General features: G+C 42.8%; 14 protein-coding genes and 1 pseudogene. 6 read left to right on the plus strand and 9 right to left on the minus strand.

Translation table 11 applies throughout. The features are described 5' to 3' along the window. Positions 1–52 precede the first annotated feature (52 nt). On the minus strand, positions 53–856 hold the full coding sequence (locus V7K46_RS00385; RefSeq protein WP_335110014.1) for a TIGR01548 family HAD-type hydrolase: 804 nt from the start codon (positions 854–856) through the stop codon (positions 53–55). 10 nt (positions 857–866) lie between these two features. Then, positions 867–1,106 (minus strand): annotated as a pseudogene (locus V7K46_RS00390) (DUF29 domain-containing protein); the annotation flags it as partial. 466 nt (positions 1,107–1,572) lie between these two features. Here V7K46_RS00390 and V7K46_RS00395 point away from each other — a divergent pair. Beyond that, entirely contained in the window at positions 1,573–1,872 is a 300-nt protein-coding gene (locus tag V7K46_RS00395; RefSeq protein WP_273765874.1) for a 30S ribosomal protein PSRP-3, read from the plus strand. A 10-nt stretch (positions 1,873–1,882) separates the two neighbouring features. On the opposite strand, the gene V7K46_RS00400 is transcribed toward V7K46_RS00395, so the two are convergent. The 4 genes from V7K46_RS00400 to atpD all read right to left on the minus strand — a co-directional run bounded on the left by V7K46_RS00400 (position 1,883) and on the right by atpD (position 8,153). Beyond that, positions 1,883–3,619: a serine/threonine-protein kinase gene (locus tag V7K46_RS00400; protein ID WP_335110287.1), complete on the minus strand. Its 1,737-nt coding sequence runs from the start codon at positions 3,617–3,619 to the stop codon at positions 1,883–1,885. A gap of 281 nt (positions 3,620–3,900) precedes the next feature. Then, positions 3,901–6,030 (minus strand): SPFH domain-containing protein, encoded by a 2,130-nt coding sequence (locus V7K46_RS00405; protein ID WP_335110018.1) that lies wholly within the window; start codon positions 6,028–6,030, stop codon positions 3,901–3,903. A gap of 153 nt (positions 6,031–6,183) precedes the next feature. Further along, positions 6,184–6,597, minus strand: a complete 414-nt coding sequence (gene atpC / locus V7K46_RS00410; RefSeq protein ID WP_298905807.1) for an ATP synthase F1 subunit epsilon — start codon at positions 6,595–6,597, stop codon at positions 6,184–6,186. A gap of 107 nt (positions 6,598–6,704) precedes the next feature. Continuing rightward, positions 6,705–8,153, minus strand: a complete 1,449-nt coding sequence (atpD, locus tag V7K46_RS00415; RefSeq protein WP_335110020.1) for a F0F1 ATP synthase subunit beta — start codon at positions 8,151–8,153, stop codon at positions 6,705–6,707. A gap of 846 nt (positions 8,154–8,999) precedes the next feature. On the opposite strand from atpD, the gene V7K46_RS00420 reads away from it, so the two are divergent. Next, positions 9,000–9,824 (plus strand): SirB1 family protein, encoded by an 825-nt coding sequence (locus tag V7K46_RS00420; protein WP_335110022.1) that lies wholly within the window; start codon positions 9,000–9,002, stop codon positions 9,822–9,824. Positions 9,825–10,094: 270 nt separating this feature from the next. Here the strand turns inward: V7K46_RS00420 and V7K46_RS00425 are convergent, their stop codons facing one another. Next, positions 10,095–10,538, minus strand: coding sequence for an SRPBCC family protein (locus tag V7K46_RS00425; protein ID WP_335110024.1), 444 nt, complete (start codon positions 10,536–10,538; stop codon positions 10,095–10,097). 200 nt (positions 10,539–10,738) lie between these two features. Between V7K46_RS00425 and V7K46_RS00430 the strand changes: the two genes are divergently transcribed. Both V7K46_RS00430 and V7K46_RS00435 read left to right on the plus strand, forming a co-directional pair. Next, positions 10,739–12,391, plus strand: coding sequence for a mechanosensitive ion channel (locus tag V7K46_RS00430; RefSeq protein ID WP_335110026.1), 1,653 nt, complete (start codon positions 10,739–10,741; stop codon positions 12,389–12,391). Between the two features lie 125 nt (positions 12,392–12,516). Then, the gene (locus V7K46_RS00435) at positions 12,517–12,792 is read left to right on the plus strand and encodes a hypothetical protein (RefSeq protein ID WP_335110028.1); all 276 of its coding nucleotides are present in this window, start codon (positions 12,517–12,519) and stop codon (positions 12,790–12,792) included. A 696-nt stretch (positions 12,793–13,488) separates the two neighbouring features. Here the strand turns inward: V7K46_RS00435 and V7K46_RS00440 are convergent. After that, on the minus strand, positions 13,489–14,460 hold the full coding sequence (locus tag V7K46_RS00440) for a toll/interleukin-1 receptor domain-containing protein (protein ID WP_335110030.1): 972 nt from the start codon (positions 14,458–14,460) through the stop codon (positions 13,489–13,491). An 849-nt stretch (positions 14,461–15,309) separates the two neighbouring features. Here V7K46_RS00440 and V7K46_RS00445 point away from each other — a divergent pair. Continuing rightward, complete coding sequence (locus tag V7K46_RS00445; RefSeq protein ID WP_335110032.1) at positions 15,310–16,341, plus strand: HNH endonuclease; 1,032 nt, start codon at positions 15,310–15,312, stop codon at positions 16,339–16,341. A 154-nt stretch (positions 16,342–16,495) separates the two neighbouring features. Next, the gene (locus V7K46_RS00450) at positions 16,496–17,335 is read left to right on the plus strand and encodes a DUF4351 domain-containing protein (RefSeq protein ID WP_335110034.1); all 840 of its coding nucleotides are present in this window, start codon (positions 16,496–16,498) and stop codon (positions 17,333–17,335) included. 145 nt (positions 17,336–17,480) lie between these two features. On the opposite strand, the gene V7K46_RS00455 is transcribed toward V7K46_RS00450, so the two are convergent. Further along, complete coding sequence (locus tag V7K46_RS00455; RefSeq protein ID WP_335110036.1) at positions 17,481–18,962, minus strand: GTP-binding protein; 1,482 nt, start codon at positions 18,960–18,962, stop codon at positions 17,481–17,483. Between the last annotated feature and the right edge of the window lie 286 nt (positions 18,963–19,248).

Raw genomic sequence — 19,248 nt, forward strand, 5'->3', positions numbered from 1 at the left:
TTATCAAGCAGTCATTCATGCACGCATAGTTTGATTGATCTTAGAATAGAGATCAAGCAAATGAATTTACCAATTCTTGAATCTGCCTTGGGGTCAATTCTTGGACATTACCCAAAACTACCACTGCTCCTGCTGCTAGCAGTGTCTCAGCATAGGCATCACCACGGGCTGCTGTTTCCTGCACATGGGGCGGTAAAACCCCTACACCAATCCAAGTGCGAGAAGAATCCAAAGCCTGTGCTTTCTCGACAGTATACATATCTGCTACCGTATCTCCCACATACACTACAGCTGATGTTTGCTCAATTTCATTCTCTAGTAAGCGAACTGTGGCCAAAAGTCCAGTGGGGTCAGGTTTACCTGGCGCATCTTCCATCGCAATCAACACAGAAGATTGTAAGCCCAGGCGTTTTTCTAAGATATAGTTAGCGGAAATACGAGTCGCACCGCTAAAAAATCCCCAAGCAATCCCAGCTTGGGTAAGTTGCTCTAAATAGCTAGGTTGTAATAACAAGGGTTCATTACAGATATACCCCGTTAAATTGTTGGGGTCTGGGCCACGGTAACGGGATTGAAAAAAAGCAACGATCGCATTGTAATCTAGTTGCAGTTGCTCGCGGGTCTGTTCTTGGGTTTCAAAGTAGCGGTAAATTAATTCCTGCGATGCTTCCCAATCGTTATTCCACACACCTTCAGACTTCAGTTGGTCAATATCTAGTGGTGTCGGACGATATGCTTGAGTAGTAAAATATTCTACGGTATCTGCGATCGCTCGACGATAGGAACCGCTAACATCGCGCACAACGCCATCAATATCGAAAACAACGATTGCTTTTGCTGAGGATTTTTCAGTCATGGGAGCCATGCTTCTCGGCTTGATATTTATACTTCAATAGATGCATCAGTACCACTTCCAAATTACTTCTTAGTGCTTTGTTTTCACTCCTGCCCATTGTTTCAATTTCATCAATCAAATTCTTTAAATCCAGTTCTGTGAGCCGACCTTGTTTGAGCAGTTCTGCCGTGGTTTGAATCCACAGGTAAAAGTCTTGCTCATCCAAATCTGAACCAGATGTTGTTTGAGATTGGGGCAGCTGGGCAGTCATAAGCATCTGTAGTTAGCGCCGACTACACCTTATGCTAGCCCATTCTCTAATACCATTTCTTTGTGAGGCTGCGCCAAACCCTTTTAACTTCTTTCTTTCTTTGTGTCCTCTGCGTCCAACTCTTGGAGACGCTGCGCGAATGCGGTTCGTTTTTATTTCTTGTACTTAAATATGGTTTAGCGCATCTTCATACAGAATTGGTATAATCACCAAAATAGTGCTGAATAAAAAGTAAAATCATTAAAGCTTAGGCATCAAATCAGTTTCGAGTAGTGAGTGCTAAGTGGGAAGATTCATCAGTAATATTTTTTACTGAGTACTCTATTGTTTCCTTACTTCAATCCCCCCGTTTCGCTCTCTTGGTAATCCAGCACTCTTGAATGTTTGGTCATTTGATAGGGTATTGCGTTAAAATAAGCGATCGCTATCCTAGTTAAGTAATGCCTGGAAATTCCCGGAGGTGTGATTGACCAAGTTTATTTTGAAAATTTTGTGGTTAGACGAAAACGTTGCTCTAGCAGTCGATCAAATTGTAGGCAAAGGCACAAGTCCTTTGACTAAGTACTTTTTTTGGCCCAGAAATGATGCCTGGGAAGAGTTGAAAAAGGAACTAGAGGCCAAACATTGGATTACTGACCTGGATCGTGTCGAGTTGCTTAATAAAGCGACAGAAGTGATTAACTACTGGCAAGAGGAAGGTAGAAACCGTCCAATGGCAGAAGCTCAGTTGAAATTTCCAGAAGTTGCCTTCACAGGTAGCGCTTGATATTACAATATTAGCGATTGTGCTGTTCTACAAGCTGCCACAGTTTGATAGTTTTGTCCCTGCTACCACTTGCAATTAATTGTGTAACTTTGCTCACAGCAACAGCAGATACTGAGTCTACATGACCAGAGAGAGTAACAATCTCTTCTGCTGTGCTTACCCTCCAAAGTTTAACTGTTTTGTCGCAACTTGCACTTAGGAGCGTTTCGCCATCGGCAGTAAAAGCCACAGCCACCACAGACCAAGAATGGCCTACAAGTGTGCAAATTAGCTGACCAGTGTTTACCTCCCACAATTTAATAGTGTTATCATCACTACCCGTCGCCAAAATTTTACCATCAGGACTAAAAGCGACTGTCAAAACCGCCCATGCATGACCCGAAAGGGTGCCTAACAAGCTATAGCATGGGCGGTTTTGAAATTCTTTGTGGGAACCTTTTAATGCAGGTATCTGCCACAGGCGAATTGTTCTGTCATAACTAGCGCTGGCTAAAAGCTGTCCTTGGGGACTAAATGCCACTGAATTTACCTTTAATTGGTGTCCAGCTATGGTGCAAATTTCTTTACCAGTATTTACATCCCAGAGTTTGATTGTCTTATCCCAACTACCACTAGCAAGAATCTGGCCATCTGGACTGAAAGCAACTGATTTTACAGCGTGTGCGTGTCCCAAGAGGGTGCAGATTTCCTCTAATGTCTCAATCTGCCACAATTTGATAGTTTTATCATCGCTAGCAGTTGCCAAAATTTTTCCATCAGGACTGAAGGCAACTGATTTTATAGCTTGAGAATGTCCTGATAAGCTAGCTAGAACTTTTTGGGTATTTAAATCCCACAATTTGACGATTTTATGATCACTAGCACTGGCTAAAGTGTTACTGTCAGGACTGATGGCAAGGGCATTCACACTACTCAATCTCCCAGAATGCTCAGTTAAGGTATGCAAGCATTGCCAAGGAGGATTTGGTAATTTAAAATTTTGAGTTTTACATTCCATACCCATTGCTTGCATAACTTCATCAGCTGATTGAAAACGACGGTTAATAGCATTTTGCAGCAGCTTGTTGAGGATTTGCGCCAAGCGATCGCTAACCTTAGTAGTAAGATATTGTTGCCAAACCCAGCAATCATTTGCAATATCAAATAAATCAAAGGGCGGAATCTGGGTAAGTAAGTAAATACAAGTAATACCCAAGCTATATAAGTCACTAGCAAAAACTGATTTTCCTCTGGCTTGTTCTGGTGCAGCATATTCTGGGCTGCCGATACTGGTTTGTGATATTAACCGATCAATTTCTGTGACAATTTTCGCAGTGCTAAAATCGACTATGACTAAATCCCCTTTCTTAGTAATTGGGGATCTACGAATGATATTGTGGGGTTTAATATCGCGGTGAATGATGTTGCGATCGCTAATAAACTGAAAAACTGGCAACACATCTTCTAAAAGTTGCCAAATCTGAGTTTCATTAAAAGCCCCTTCCTCCTCAACCACCTGAGCTAAATTAGTGCCTGCAATAAACTTCTGCACTAAATAAAAATGCCCGTTCTGCTGAAAATAAGCTAGTAAAGCCGGAATTTGGGGATGCTTGCCTAATTCTTCTAGCTGTTGTGCCTTTTGCTGAAAACTTTTAGATGTTTCGGATTCTGGCGATAATTCTTGAACGACACAAGGAACTGGAGGAAACTGACCCTCATCTACAGTGAGGAAGGTTTTACAGAATCCCCCTTTACCAATCTGCTTCATTAAACGATAACGTTCTTGTAAAAGCAAAACTTTCCTTTCAGTTAAATCGGCGGTTAGAAACCGCGTCTATACAGACAAAACCCACGCAGGTGGGTTTCAAACCCTTAATTTCTCCTTAGTCCGCGGAGGCGGCCTACCCTTCAAGAACGCCAAGGGCGAAGGTTTGTATAGCCAAGCCAGTGCGGTCTTGGGGGTTTCCCCCATGAGCAACTGGCGTGCGAATTCTATTCGCCCTGGCTTTAAGTTGACACGTATGGACAGATGTGCTGTCCTACTGGATGTTACTTATCCGCCGGGAAATTCACAACTATAGGTGGAAAACCATTTTCTGTAGTTGGTTGGGCTTTAGTAACTACTGGTTGGGGATGCAAAGGTGTTGATGTCAATTCACTCTTACCAGTTTGATTCCATAAAATCATCGATAGTAGCCCATCTACTAAACCATTATTGCTGCTATTACTGCCAACTAAGACATCTGGAATCAAGCGAACATTGCGATCGCCTATAATCTGCATCAGTTGCATTGCTGTATAACCTTGTGGGCCTAAAGCTTCCACGCCAGCACTGTAGGTTTCAGCTTTGGCGTTACCTGTAGCCCGAATCCCTTCAGCCTCAGCAATTGCGCGGAGTTTTGTCCCCTCAGCTTCACCGTTCGCGTGCTTGATTTGGGCTTGGGCTTTTAGGTCAGCAATATGTACACTCTGCTCTGATTTCACCATTTCTTGCTGGATATCAGCGAGTGCCGTTTCCCGGACAAGTTGCTGCCGTTGGGTTTGCGCCATCTGCTGGACTTCATAAGTCTTGCGTTCTTCTTCGGCAATTTTCCGGTCTGTCTGTGTCTGCATTAGTGATGCTGGTGGCTGAATATCACCAATGAGAGTATCGATCGCTTGCACGTCATAAGCCCGCAATGCTGTTTTAATATACTCAGCAGCCTCAGATTGCCGCTCACTCCGAGCAGTGAGAAAGTCTAGTACAGTATAGTCTTGGGCTGAATTGCGGAAATAATTCCCGATGGTCGGTTCTAATACATGGTCTACCAGATTTTGCATTGCACCAACGCGAGAAATTACCTTCGGGGCATCTAAAGCACCCACATGGATAATTTGTGCTACTTCCAAATCAAAGGCAAACCCATCTCGTGATCGCACTGTTAAAGAGGCTAGTTGAGCATCATAGCTGTGGCGTTCGGTGCGGTCTGACCAATTTAATACTATGTTAGTCGTTGGCACCAGTTCCATGTTCATGATCCGAGAATTAATCGGGTGCTTGCCAGGATACAGCGGTTCGACCCACACACCCTTGTGTCCAGGATTCACCAAGTTACCGTGAGTGAAAGCTGCACCGCTGACATCTTGATGTGCCTTACCCACGAAAGAAATCACCACACCCACATACCCAATGGGAATTTCTGTCATCGGCACTTGCTCAACCTGAACAAACCAAGGGTTCAAGTTCCAAGAACCAGAAAGTAAGGTCTGCTCTTGTAAGCCTCGCCGTCCACCGCCATCAATAAATTTCTGACCATTTTGGAAGTTGTCGTGTCCGTCAATTATCGGCCCTGCGAGTTCACCGGCAGAAATTGGTATACCATCTAAGGTAGTGACAATGCCAACTTTGTCAGATGCCAGACTGTAAACCTGCAATTGTTCTGGAGTCATGCCATGACTGCTGGCATTTGCTGCCATGATGACTTTAAACAGGGCAGTATTAATCCGGTACGTACCTGCGGTGAGAAAACCCATCTGCCGCCCTTTTTCTCCACCTTCAGTGAGGAATTTTCGAGCATCTTGGAAGTTGTCACAACTGACAATTTTACCTAAAATCCGCTCTGGTGGGTTGGATGCACCATCTGCCGCCACAATCAAAGCGATTTCCCCTTGGGGAACGACAACTACCGGCTCTTTCTTTACAGAATACTGCCAAGGCCAATAGCCCCAGTGCCAACCAGGAGCTAAAGTATCTGCCTGCAAGCCAGCTTCCCCGTTGAGGGCAATCAAACTGCCGGCAGGGAGTCCGCGCCCGGAAAGGGTAAATTTCCTCACCACAATGCCAACTTCACGTTCACCAATTACTACAAGTCCACCAAAGAACAGGGGGACGAATATGACTAAACCGCCAACAAGTAGGATGGGAACCAGTACAACAGGATTAATTCCAGCAGCTTGATATTTAGTTCTACTAATTGGTAACTGGGCAATATTTGGTGTAGTCTGATTTAGCTGGACTGATACCGAAGTGATTTCTTTTGCAGTAGTTGTTTTTATAGGAGTAGCATTGGCAGAATGAACACTACCAGCGTTCGTCAAAGACGTTGGCGCAGCGATCGCCAATGTTGCTACGATAGATGCTGCAAAACGAGCTACTTTATTTTGTTTACGAGTATCAACCAAAGATGAAAAGCTTTTCATAATTTGTGCCCATTTGGGCAACTAATTAGTTAATTTAACACTTCACCAAGGCTTGCCTCGATTTCTTAAACTTGGCGTAATTTTTTTAAAATTTAATAAATATCTTGTAGGTTGAACATTGCCCAACCTACAAACTTGAAATAGAAAGTTAAATTAGACCAAACCACCAGCCGCTTGAAACCGAGCGCGGGCCCGTTTAAAGCCTTGGGTTGCCTGGATTTGGGCTTGGCGATCGTCTGCTGACACTTGACTTAGACGCGCTTCTGCTTGGTTGTAAGCAGCACGGGCTTCCTCAAGGTTAATTTTGTCGCCACGTTCAGCGCCGTTAACCAGAATTGTCACTTCATTTTCTTCGACTTCGGCAAACCCACCCAAAAGAGCGATCGCTTGCCAATTCTCATTTTTAGCAGCACGGACTCGCATTACACCAGTATCCAGGGCGGTCAAAAGTGGTGCATGTCCAGTTAGGATACCTAGTTGACCAGTAGTGCTAGGTAAAACGACTTCTTCAGCTGGGGCATCCCATACTGTTTTATCTGGGGAAATTACACGAACGGTTAATGTCATTTGTCTTTTGTCCTTTGTCTTCTGTCCTCTGTCTTTTACCACTAGTCATTAGCGATCGCACTAATGACTAATGTACAGACGCGATTAATCGCGTCTGTGACTAATGACTAACCTTTGATTTTTTCAGCTTTGGCGATCGCTTCGTTAATATCGCCCACCAAATAGAAAGCCTGTTCTGGCAGAGCATCCAACTCACCAGACAGAATCTTCTGGAACCCTTTAATGGTATCTTCCAACTTCACGTACTTACCAGGAGAACCTGTGAACACTTCTGCCACAAAGAACGGCTGGGACAAGAAGCGCTCAACCTTCCGCGCCCGCGCCACGATCAGACGGTCTTCTTCAGACAATTCATCTAGACCGAGAATGGCGATAATGTCTTGGAGTTCTTTATAACGTTGCAGAGTTGATTGCACCGCACGGGCAGTATTGTAGTGTTCGTCACCGACAATGTTGGGCTGGAGCATGGTAGAAGTTGAACCAAGGGGGTCAACTGCGGGATAAATTCCTTTAGCTGCCAAACCGCGAGACAGCACTGTTGTACCGTCCAAGTGGGCGAAGGTGGTAGCAGGTGCGGGGTCTGTGAGGTCATCCGCTGGTACGTACACTGCCTGAATGGAGGTAATCGAACCCTCTGTAGTTGAGGTAATCCGCTCTTGCAGTTCACCCACGTCAGTTCCTAATGTGGGCTGATATCCTACCGCTGAAGGCATCCGACCTAGTAGTGCCGACACTTCCGAACCTGCTTGCACAAACCGGAAGATATTATCAATAAATAGCAGCACATCCTGCTTGTTCACATCTCGGAAGTACTCTGCTACTGTCAATCCCGAAAGACCAACCCGCATTCTCGCTCCGGGTGGTTCGTTCATTTGACCGTAGACTAGAGCAATTTTTGATTCGTTGAGGTTCTCGTTATTGATCACCCCAGACTCAATCATTTCGTTGTAGAGGTCATTGCCTTCACGGGTGCGCTCACCCACGCCAGCAAATACGGATACTCCACCGTGCTGGGTAGCAATGTTGTTGATCAACTCCATCATGATTACGGTCTTACCAACACCTGCACCGCCGAACAGACCAATCTTACCGCCGCGTCGATAGGGAGTCAGAAGGTCAACAACTTTAATCCCAGTCTCAAACACCGAAGGTTTGGTTTCCAGGTCAGTGAATTTGGGAGCAGAGCGGTGAATGGGTAAACTTGCCTCAGCATTTACAGGGCCCCTGTTGTCCACAGGTTCGCCAAGGACGTTGAAAATCCGACCCAAGGTGGCTTTACCAACTGGTACGTTGATGGGAGCGCCTGTATCGGTGACTTCCAAACCGCGCACTAAGCCTTCGGTAGAACTCATCGCAACAGTCCGCACCTGGTTGTCGCCCAGCAGTTGCTGTACTTCAACGGTGAGGTTGATTTCCTGTCCAGCTTCGTTGGTGCCAACGATTTTCAAAGCGTTGAAGATTTGTGGCAATTTCCCGCCGGGAAATTTAACGTCTACAACTGGACCAATGATTTGGGTAATGTAACCAATGTTTGTTTTTTCTGCGGTTGTGACCATGCTGCGCCTAATGATTGAAGCTAGATTTCAGATAAGGTCGGAGAAGACATATAATTAAGCAATGTCACCTTTCACTGTAGCACCGCAAGGGGACACAACTCCCTTAGTAATTCCTTAAAAATAAGCTTGACTGCTTTAGCTGTAACTCTCGTTCTGACAAGCTTATCTGGACGAGTGGATGCTTTTTATTTATCCAGTTAACACTCTAGTTTTTCACCAAGATCATTTTTAAGCTGCGTTAGCGTTCGCAAAGCGTCTCGTAGAGAAGCTCGCCGCAGGCATCGCTTTGTTTTACACCGTGTCAACACTTATTAAATAGTCATTTTAAACATAAGTTTGGATTTTGCACTACTTAATAGTGATTGATGCATGTATCCAAGCAGAGAGCAGCGCCTAAAGCCTTTCGCAATTATAGCGGTTCCCGACCTGGTAAGGTACGTTTTGAAAACTGCTTATTTCGCTAGAAAAGATTTAGATGTACCTCTGTTGCTTAAGAAATGCTATAGCGTTGCAAGTGATAGTACTTTCTTCTTACGCAGGGCTTTTACAGCAACAATACTGCCCAATATCTGTAGTGCAGGGAGATTGGAGGGTTCGGGAACAGAAGTAGATGTAGGAATAGCGTAATAGTGAATACTACAATCAGACTTGAGGCGGCGTTCCTGATCCTACAAAATTGCGGTATGGTGTCCCCAAATGCTGATCAAAATAAAAAATTGCCGTGTCTTACAGCGAACACGGCAGTTATAAACTTCAATCTTGGTGAATAATTTAGGCGTGAATTTCCTTAAAATAAAGGTAGACCCACTTCCGCTTCATCCTCACACTTGCACCGAGCAACAGCTTATGAATTTCTCGTCAGCACGACAATTTTTTTATCAGGAGATTCAGCAGTCTGACGAGCAGATTGACCTAGCAAAGGCAGCTTTGTATATTGCACAAGAAGAATATCCCAAGCTAGACACAGAGGAATATCTCAACGCCCTTGATACAATGGCATCGGAGCTTCAAGAACGCCTGCCTGATTCACGATATCCTTTGCGAATAGTTCAAAGTATTAATCAGTATCTCTACGATGATTTAAAGTTTTCTGGTAATAAAATTGACTATTACGACCCGCGCAACAGCTTTTTCAATGATGTAATCGACCGACGATTGGGGATTCCCATTACCTTAGCATTGGTTTACCTGGAAGTTGCGCGAAGGATTGATTTCCCGATGGTGGGTGTGGGGATGCCAGGACATTTCCTGATCCGCCCAGATGTTCCAGATATAGAGATTTTTGTGGATGCTTTTAATAGCGGTGAAATAATGTTTGCTCAAGATTGCGAGGAACGGCTGTCTCAACTTTATCAGCAACCCGTGACGCTGCAACCAGAATTTTTAACTGTAATCAGTCATCGGCAATTTTTGGCCCGGATGCTGACAAATTTAAAATTTATTTACCTGAAACAGCAAGAGTTAGAAAAAACGCTAGCAGCAGTTGAACGAATTTTATTGCTGTTTCCTAATTTAACTTTAGAATTGCGCGATCGCGGTCTGATCTATTATCAACTCGGTTACTATCCCCAAGCCATAGACGATTTACAAAATTATTTAGTGAAAGTTCCTGATGCCGAGGATGCATCTATGATTCGGCGGCTACTTACCGAATTGGGTAAGGATGGTTGAATCAAGTAAAAAGGACTGTAGGACTTACGCACAACCAACGGAAAATCGAACCACAGAGGACGCAGAGGACACGGAGGAATAAGAGTTTGAGAGGTTTTTTGCGTAAGTCCTAAATCTAAAATCTAAAATCTAAAATCTAAAATTGGCACGGTCAAGAGTTATTATTCTTCCCCTGCTCCCCCTACCTTCTGCCTTTTTGAACTAGTTAGCCACCGACAGCTTTTAACACGAATACTGGGAAAACTCAATACCAAATGCCTAATGATCGAATTATTTTTGTTCTTCTGCGACTCGTTTGAGGCGGCGCAGCTGGGATTGCATATCTTCTTTTGTCCAAGACGCAGCAAAGGTGTTGAAACCCCAACTAATTAAGGGGTTAGGGATATCGTACTCAAAGCGGTTGAGTAGAAGCGTTCCTTTTTCTGTGGGTTGACATTCCCAACGATCACGCCCGTGAAAAAATCCCTGAAATTCCCAGACTACCAAACCCGGTTGTCGTTCCACAACTACGCTATTCAACGTAGGTTTCAGTAGAGGAATTTGAATGATAAAACGACTTTCACTGCCGACATCGGTACTCCAAGCTTCGCCCACAGGTTCGCAACGGAGGACAGGGTTAAGCCAGCGGTGCATGAGAGCTAAATCGCTAATACAGCGCTCCACCACCGTAGCTGTAGCATTAATTTGAATCGATTGTTCCAAAACTTGGGACATTCCACATCTTTGATGCTGTTGCTGCAATTAGAGTAACGCAAAATTTGCCATTGCCAGTAGATTAAATCAAACATTTGGTAACAAAGTCAAAAATTACTCTTGATAGCAATGCCATAGATGTACGTTTTTACTGGTAAATTGATAGGCAAAACACTGACTTAGTGTTTGCGGCGAACACTTAAGCTTAATTCCCGAAAACCATGAATACAACTTGGCAAGGAATAACCCAGGTGATAGGAGTTGCTTTGTCCACGGGGGTGCAGCAATTTTTGGCACAATCGCCCAACCTGCAACTGGCGCAACCAGCAGTGAATCAAGGAATCTCTGATGTGCAAGGTATTGTTCAACAGTTGATTCTGTTTATACCCCGTCTGCTGGGGGCAGTGGCAATTTTGTTAGTAGGTTGGCTAATTGCAGCGATCGCAGCGGCAGTGACACGAGGAATCCTCAATCGCACAAACATAGATAACCGCATTGCCGCAGGGATAACAGGTCGTCAAGATGTTCCCCAAGTGGAGAAATTAATCTCCAGCTTAGTTTTTTGGAGCATTATCCTGTTGACGGCAGTAGCTGTTTTACAGACATTGGATCTGGAGATAGCGTCTCGACCCCTGAATAATTTTCTCAATCAACTTATTGGCTTTTTGCCAAAGTTGGTTGGTGCGGGAATCCTTTTGGTAACCGCCTGGTTTTTGGCGACCATTGTGAAGATTATCACTGTGCGCTCATTACAGGCATTTAACCTGGATGAGCGTTTGAATCCAGAACCAGAAAACAGGGCACCCAACCTCAATCAGGTGTCTCTAAGTCAGACGATTGGCAATGCTCTGTATTGGTTTATATTTTTACTGTTTCTCGCCCCAGTTTTGGATACTCTCGGACTACAGCAGGCTCTACAACCAGTACAAGCTTTAATTACAGAAGTTCTGCTAATTCTGCCGAACATTTTAGCGGCAATATTAATTGCTGTAGTTGGGTGGTTCATCGCTAATGTGGTGCGGCGGATTGTGACGAACTTATTGATAACAACTGGTATCGACTATTTAGGTAGTCGCTTGGGATTATCTTCGGCTGCCGGGGTGCAACCTCTATCAAGTATTATCGGCACAATTGTCTATGTTTTGATTTTGATTCCTGTGGCGATCGCAGCGCTGAATGCCTTGCGAATTGATGCGATATCTGTGCCTGCGATCGCAATGCTGCAACAGGTTCTCAACGCCCTCCCTGCCATCTTTACAGCCGTGGCAATTTTGATTGTTGCCTATTTCGTGGGGCGGTTTGTAGCGGATCTGGTTACAAGTATCCTCACCAATTTAGGCTTTAATAACATTTTCAGCATTTTGGGTTTGACAACACCCAGTAGACGAGTCGTAATTTCAACAGAATCAACAATCCCTCCGATTCCAAGCCGCACTCCATCGGAAATTGCAGGCATTGTTGCCTTAGTAGGAATCATGCTATTTGCAACGGTGGCGGCGGTGAATATCCTGAATATTGCAGCCCTGACAGCATTAGTGTCTGGTATTGTGATCATATTCGGGCGGATTTTGGCAGGATTAATAATATTTGCCATTGGCTTATTCCTGGCAAATCTGGCTTTTAACATCATTACCAGTTCCGGCGAACGCCAAGCCCAGATTTTGGGACAAGTGGCGCGGATTGCCATCATTGCCTTAGTCTCTGCAATGGCACTGCAACAGATTGGAGTTGCCAGTGATATTGTGAATTTAGCCTTTGGACTTTTACTAGGTGCGATCGCAGTTGCTATTGCCCTAGCTTTTGGTCTTGGGGGGCGCGATATTGCCCGCGAACAAGTTCAAGAATGGCTAAACTCTTTCAAAGGTAGAAACTAAAAGTTGATCAAGCCGCAATTTCATCTGTAAAGAAAGGAAAGTGTAGCCTTAAGCATCAATAGTGGAGAAAATCTATCGGCAATTGCGCCTAAAAGGTTGAAAGTTAAAGTTAAGAAACTCGGAGTTTGAGTATAGAACTTGACATTTCGAGTTGTGAAGCTCAAGTTCCGAGTTCAGAGGTCGAAATTCCGAGTTCAAATGTGGAAGTTCCGAGTTCAGAGGTCGAAATTCCGAGTTCAAATGTGGAAGTTCCGAGTTCAAAGGTGAAAGTTCCGAGTTCAGAGGTGAAAGTTCCGAGTTCAAAGGTGGAAGTTCCGAGTTCAAAGGTGGAAGTTCCGAGTTCAGAGGTCGAACTTCCGGGTTCAGGGTCGCGCAATCCAGTACTCACAATATTTTTGTAACTTGAAAAATTAAATTAATAAATTTTCAAAGGGTATTTTTAATGCCGTTAACTGCGATCGCATTAAGGAAAGTTCTATCTCGCAGCAGAGTAGGCTCATAGAGGGAGCAACCTGCACAAATTTTTAATGCTAAGAAGCAGCAATCGCTTTAAAGAACAATAGATATCACTTAAATAGCTTTCTTTTAACTGATATATCAACTCAATTTGTCCAGCATCAAAGCCTTGAATTATTGGTATAGCCTTTTGATTTCATATTGGTTATTAATGTTGGGTTTTGTTCCTAAATCCAACCGATAGGAGAGAGCGTATCGTTTTGATATCTATCAGAATTTATTAAACCATCGCTATCATTTTCAATACCCCAATGTTGTTTAGCCGTTTCATAACCACGGGCTTTTACATAAGTTTTTTCCAACTTTTCAAAAATGTAATTAGCCGAACCATGAAAAGCACCAGAATGGTAAACGTCCTTAGTCTCAAAACTGAATTGCCCCGTGTGATGATATTTAAAAACTTGCTCAATGTCGCCAAATGACGAATATCGCTAACATACAATAGTAACAAAAGCTTGGCGACATTAGGCGTGATTTATCGGGATACTACTAGATCCCGACATTTAACAATTCCTATTTTTATAAAAAAACTCACGAAAAAGTCTAATAAAGTTTTATTGTATTTGGAGAATACCTGTTAGTTACGATTTTTCCACACATTCAAATAAAAACTTATCACTATTTTCGTCGAAAGCTCTAGATGTCAGTTTTTGATCTGGTTTGGACTTTTCCATACAATACCCATCCAAATCTAACGCTACCTCTATTTTTACAAGTCTATCAACAGATAAAGGTTTTTTTCTTTTATAAACACAAACAAACTTCCACGCATTACGACTATTTACGATATTACTATCATGTTCTAATTTTTTTATCTCATATTCTGACGGATTTAGATATAGTGATTTAAGTGTCTCCATAGCTTTTTGGTCACATATGTTATTCGCATCATTTTCTGTAATAATTACTCGATCCTCATTAGAATTATGTGACATCCAATTCTGATTTATAAATACACCTATAAATATACTTAGAAATATAGATAAAATAAATAAGACAACTAATCTGCCAACAACAGTATTTCTTGAGTAAGAGTTATTTTTTTCAGGAGATTGATTATTAAGTTGCTTTAGGTCATCAAATGTAGGTAAGCGTCCTGGCTTTTCCGTTGAGTTGTTTGGAAGCTGTGTTGGTCGCGTGTTAGTTATGCCCCATTCCAACAAGCTCAATGGTTGCTCGTCATCCAGATTGTTTGAAAAAACCACCCAACTAAATTGTTGTAAAAACAACAGATTATCTGGGAGATTATTTACACCTGGAAGTAACACAGGAATTACAGGAATTCGTCTATCAATACATTGAGTGATGAGCGATCGCAACTCCATAGCTTGCCAATTTCCTAATCCTTGTTGACCAAAAAAAATAGCCGCAGATTTAACTAGTGGAATTGCCTGTTGAATTTCATCTTGAAATAGTCGTCCCGGGGGTATTTGTTCTTCATCAAGCCAAGGACTCAAACCTCGCTGCTTCAGACTTTCAGCAATAGCTCTCACTTGAGGCTTATCATTACTATTGTGAACTAAAAAAACATCAAACTTAGAAGACACTACCATCCGTCAGATTCCTCAGATGACTCTTTTACCTTACGGGGGGACAAAAAGGGCTAGGATATATATATAATAAGCCTCATTGCCCTCTCTCCTCATTTATATTACTTTCGTTTATTATAGGAGCCAATACTATAACAAGCGGCTATCTTATCCTTTAGGATATAAATGAATGGCACTAAGAAAAGCTGAAATAGCTGCCTGATATAGGGTTTAGAAAACTAATACTTTTAAAGTTGGGAGCGGCGGCGACGTTTTCGATGCTATTACGCGTTAGGGAAAATATCGGGAAATATGATTTTGACGACATCGGGGTTAAACACCCGCACTGTAGGGATTAAGACCGTATTACACTGGTGAAAAGATATCTCGAAAAATAACCTTTTTTGGTGATCGCATGGTGACAATCTCTACGATCCTATACAAAGTGCGTAGGCATAGCCACCCGTAGACATCGCTGAGAGAGAGCGATCCTACTGAAGGAGTAAAACTAGTACAACACGGCGGAAATAGAGCAACCATTTAAAAACCCCAAAAAGCCAATTCCGTAATACTTTTGACTTTTGACTTCCGCCTTGCGGTACTAGTTGGATAGTTTAGTTTTTTAAAGTAATATAGCAATCCTAAATGAGTCGTGAAAATCTCCGATTCCTCTCTCTGCGTTCTCTGCGCCTCTGCGGTTAATTTATTTTTACAAATGATTTAGGACTGCTATATACACAACCGATATAAATTGATTACGATCTCTTTAACAATTTTGGAAGTAAATTCGTCATTAATGCTGAGGTGGTTCTCAGTTTTAGAAAGAGAAACTGGAGCAAACACTCCACAGCAGAAATGAAAGGTTACTAAAACATGGATTTTATCAACCAAGCACAGAAGTTAGCAGATACGGTTAGAGATAAAGCTCAAGAAGTAGCCAACAATGTAGTAAATGGTATGGATGAGGTAGTTGATGGAATAAAAAACGCTACTACCGAGATGACTACTTCTAGTGTCCATGCAGTTAATGATTTACAAAGTTTCTCAACCATAGCAGCACAGTCAGGTTTTCAAACTGTTCAAAATGTTAGTAAAACATTTGAACAAACTGCTGTTGGAGTTGCCACATCTAGTATGGTTATGGCTGATGCTTTGCAAAATTTACCAAAGACAGCTGCCGAATTAGCCCAAGAGATGCCCAAGATTGCAAATAGGCTGAGATATCGCGCTGGTGTTCGGGTGAGAGACTTACCTCGCTCGGATGCAGATGTCATGAAGCTTTTTGAGAAAATTCCTGGCACATCAAAGCTTGGAGCCAAAGAATACACAATTCGGCAATTTCTTAGAGATAAGCACGGTAGCCACATCAATCCACGTTCCCAAGGTGGATCGAATGCTGCTGATAATATCCTTTGGGAAGTAGGTGTTGACAATCTCCGTCGAGGTGCCAAAGTAATGACCCTTGGTGAGCAATTCTATATTCGGGTTTATAATGCGGTAGATTCTATTGTCAGCAATTCTGGAACAATCGCCAGACTTGGCATTAATGCAACGGGAACAGCTATTCTCACCCAGGTTGTAGTAACGGCAATTTCCTACTCTTTGGATCTTTATCGGGGCGATATTACTGTTGAAGAGTATAAAAATCTAATTTTTGAAGCAGCAAAGGCAGCAGGTATTGCGACACCAATTGTTTTTTTAGTCTTAGTGGCTGTGTTAGCTTTATTTCCAGAATTTACAGTCATTTTATCAGCACCAGTGGTTGTCGCAGGCTTCAATGCTTTATTTGGTATTAGTATTGCTACACCAATTATTCAATCGCTAGTTCGTCATCTGGAAGCTGGAGGTTTTGGGATAGAAACTGCTGATGCTTACAAGAGTGCGTTTGATAGTTCTACGCTCTAAAATAAGCTGTTCCACATTATAAATTGCATAATTAGGGTGGGTGTCTCGCCCACCCGTAGCCAAAAGCGGGCTTTTCAATCCATCTGACAAGATTGGATAATTTATTTGTTGTAAATCCCTAAATAATCCATAAAATCAGGTGCAACCTTTATAGATGGCAGAATATGACAACCTTTGTAAAATCCTCGCAGAAAAATATCCCCGTGATTTTACCCGTTGGTTATTAAATCAAGAACCACGAACAATTGAAATCTTAAAAACTGAATTGAGCATCGAACCGATACGTGCTGATTCTGTCACATTTCTGCAAACAGAAAATCGGATTTTGCACCTGGAATTTCAAACTACAATCAAATCCCAAAAACCAATTGCTCTGCGGATGCTAGATTACTATGTCCGATTGACACGGACATATCAAGTTCCTGTTACACAAGTAGTGATTTTCTTGCAAGAGACAAGTAACGAAATCGCTTTTACTGAAGAATATGTCAGCGAAGTTACAACCCACCGTTATCGAGTTATCCGAATGTGGGAACAAGATTCAGCACTATTTCTTAGCAATCTGGCGTTATTACCTTTAGCAACGTTAACGCGAACAGATTCAGCCCAAGCGTTATTATCACAGGTTGCCGAGGAAATTGCTAAAATTCCAGATATCGAGACCAGACAAAATACTGCTGCTTACACGGAGATTTTAGCAGGGTTGAAGTTTGAGAAAGATTTTATTCGTCAATTATTGCGGGAAGATATTATGCAAGAATCAGTGATTTATCAGGATATTTTGCAGAAGGGAGAACAAAGGGGAGAACAAAAAGAAGCTTTTCGCTTCTTAAATCGCCAGTTAAATCGGCGATTTGGAGAAATCGATTCCTCAATATTCGACAGAATTCGAGTCTTATCTACTGAACAATTGGAACAATTAGGAGAAGAATTTTTAGACTTTTCAAATGTATCTGATTTAGTTGGTTGGCTTGAGCAGAATACAAGTAGCTAAAATAATTTGTAATTCGTAATTACGAATTAGTTAAAGCAAGCTGACGCGCAGCATCTCTGAACAGGAAAAGCAAGTGGCATGGACTGGAGGATATTCTAGGGATGAACATGGCTAACTAAACCTTTATTAACTCCACGTTTAGGCATCACTTTTTGAGTTTTACTTTGTAGAGCAATTCATCTTTAATACGGTTGAGAATTGAAGTCTCATCCAGGTTTGCCAAAATCCGATTAATCACTGCTTTCGGCCCATCAGGTCCCCAAGTTGCACCATTGGCTAAATAAACTTTGGTAACTTGTCCAATACCGTAAGAAGAAACACCAGCTACTCCCCCTTGCGTGAGTGCTACCGATATATAAGGGCCTAGCGCAATGCCACCCGTAGCTGTTGCAGAGATACCAAGTAAAGTTTTTAATCCACTCAAGCCTAAATTTGCCAACAATTCACTAGCACCGATGCCGCCCATACTCAGGGCGATTTTTTGTAGCAGTTGTACAGCCCCTGCTTCGGTCATCGAGAAGCCATAGAGTTTAGATAAACCCAAAATCAGAGCAATATCAATGACCACACTACTGAGAATATCTACCACAGTTAAAGGATTGAGTGCGATCGCTAATGCCTTAGTCATCACAGCCTTCCAAATCAACTCATTGGCATTCTGTTCCCGAATCATCAGTTTTCGCTCTACCAACTGCTCATTTACAATATCGGCATAAAGCATGGTATTAAGAGCAACCAAAGCTTTGCCCTCACGATGCAAAATCTCCAAAATTTTCAGCTTGAGTTCCTCGACTTTGGCATTACCTGTACGCAACTGTATACCTCTAGTACCATCAGAACGGCGAATCGCCGTCTTCACCAATGGCGATGCCGCAGCCATGACAATTTCTAGAGGTGTAAGTAATTCCCGCACCCTTTCATCCCGGATTTTGTAATAAATTGCCATCCGGTCTGCTTCTGGATACTGGTCTACTTTGTTGAATACCAGAATGATCGGTTTACCTGCTTCCCGCAACTGAGAAAGGGCAACGTATTCTAGCTTTGTCATGTCGCCAGATATCACAAACAGAATCAGATCCGCTTGTTTTGCAATCTGTTCAGCTAAGGCGGCCCGGGTTGCACCATCTACCTCGTCTAACCCAGGAGTATCAATTAATTCCACCTGGGATTGACCTACACCAGGGAGAGTAACTCGCAAAGCACGTTCAGTTTCCCCAATCGCTTCTTCACTGATACTCCAATTAACTCTTTGTGCAGCACGGGTGACACCGTGCAGCGGCCCAGTTTCAAATACTGTTTGCCCAACTAAAGCATTGAGTAGGGAAGACTTACCACGTCCCACCATCCCAAAAGCCGCAATCTGTACAACCATGCGGTCTAACTTCCCTAGCATGGTTTCCAAATCAGCAATTTCCGTCTCCAATCCGGTTTTCTCTTGGGGGGTGAGGTCGAGATTGGCTACCAAGTTTCGCAGCGCCGTTTGTGCTTGTTTATAGTTCAGTTCCGTCTGAATATCTTCAAAACTGAAAATAGCACTATTCAGTTCTTCCTCCCAGCTGAGAGAATTTGCGTCAGTGTTGGCAGAATCGCTTTGATCAGGTTCTGGCAGGGGCAATATCGAAGTCATATCAATTTGAGATTTGAATTTTGGGATTTTTAAATTAGCCCTGTCTCTTATCGTAGTTATTTTTAACAGGGGTTTGTGGAGATAAGGGAGCAGGGGGAGCAGTAGGACACAAGAGTGGAAGTCAAAGACTCGTCGGCGAGTATCAAAGACTCATTAACGGAGTTCAAAGACTCGTCAGCGAGTATTAAAGACTCATTCACGAGTATCAAAGACTCGTCGGCGAGTATTAAAGACTCATTAACAGAGTTCAAAGACTCGTCAGCGAGTATCAAAGACTCATTCACGA

Source organism: Nostoc sp., assembly GCF_036917395.1.
Lineage (GTDB): Bacteria > Cyanobacteriota > Cyanobacteriia > Cyanobacteriales > Nostocaceae > Nostoc.

What these genes read in the sequence shown, in the direction of transcription:
- V7K46_RS00385 (WP_335110014.1), bottom strand. Translation starts at nt 856, where the DNA reads ATGACTGAAAAATCCTCAGCAAAAGCAATCGTTGTTTTCGATATTGAT.
- V7K46_RS00400 (WP_335110287.1), bottom strand. Translation starts at nt 3,619, where the DNA reads ATGAAGCAGATTGGTAAAGGGGGATTCTGTAAAACCTTCCTCACTGTA.
- V7K46_RS00405 (WP_335110018.1), bottom strand. Translation starts at nt 6,030, where the DNA reads ATGAAAAGCTTTTCATCTTTGGTTGATACTCGTAAACAAAATAAAGTA.
- atpC (WP_298905807.1), bottom strand. Translation starts at nt 6,597, where the DNA reads ATGACATTAACCGTTCGTGTAATTTCCCCAGATAAAACAGTATGGGAT.
- atpD (WP_335110020.1), bottom strand. Translation starts at nt 8,153, where the DNA reads ATGGTCACAACCGCAGAAAAAACAAACATTGGTTACATTACCCAAATC.
- V7K46_RS00420 (WP_335110022.1), top strand. Translation starts at nt 9,000, where the DNA reads ATGAATTTCTCGTCAGCACGACAATTTTTTTATCAGGAGATTCAGCAG.
- V7K46_RS00425 (WP_335110024.1), bottom strand. Translation starts at nt 10,538, where the DNA reads ATGTCCCAAGTTTTGGAACAATCGATTCAAATTAATGCTACAGCTACG.
- V7K46_RS00430 (WP_335110026.1), top strand. Translation starts at nt 10,739, where the DNA reads ATGAATACAACTTGGCAAGGAATAACCCAGGTGATAGGAGTTGCTTTG.
- V7K46_RS00440 (WP_335110030.1), bottom strand. Translation starts at nt 14,460, where the DNA reads ATGGTAGTGTCTTCTAAGTTTGATGTTTTTTTAGTTCACAATAGTAAT.
- V7K46_RS00445 (WP_335110032.1), top strand. Translation starts at nt 15,310, where the DNA reads ATGGATTTTATCAACCAAGCACAGAAGTTAGCAGATACGGTTAGAGAT.
- V7K46_RS00450 (WP_335110034.1), top strand. Translation starts at nt 16,496, where the DNA reads ATGGCAGAATATGACAACCTTTGTAAAATCCTCGCAGAAAAATATCCC.
- V7K46_RS00455 (WP_335110036.1), bottom strand. Translation starts at nt 18,962, where the DNA reads ATGACTTCGATATTGCCCCTGCCAGAACCTGATCAAAGCGATTCTGCC.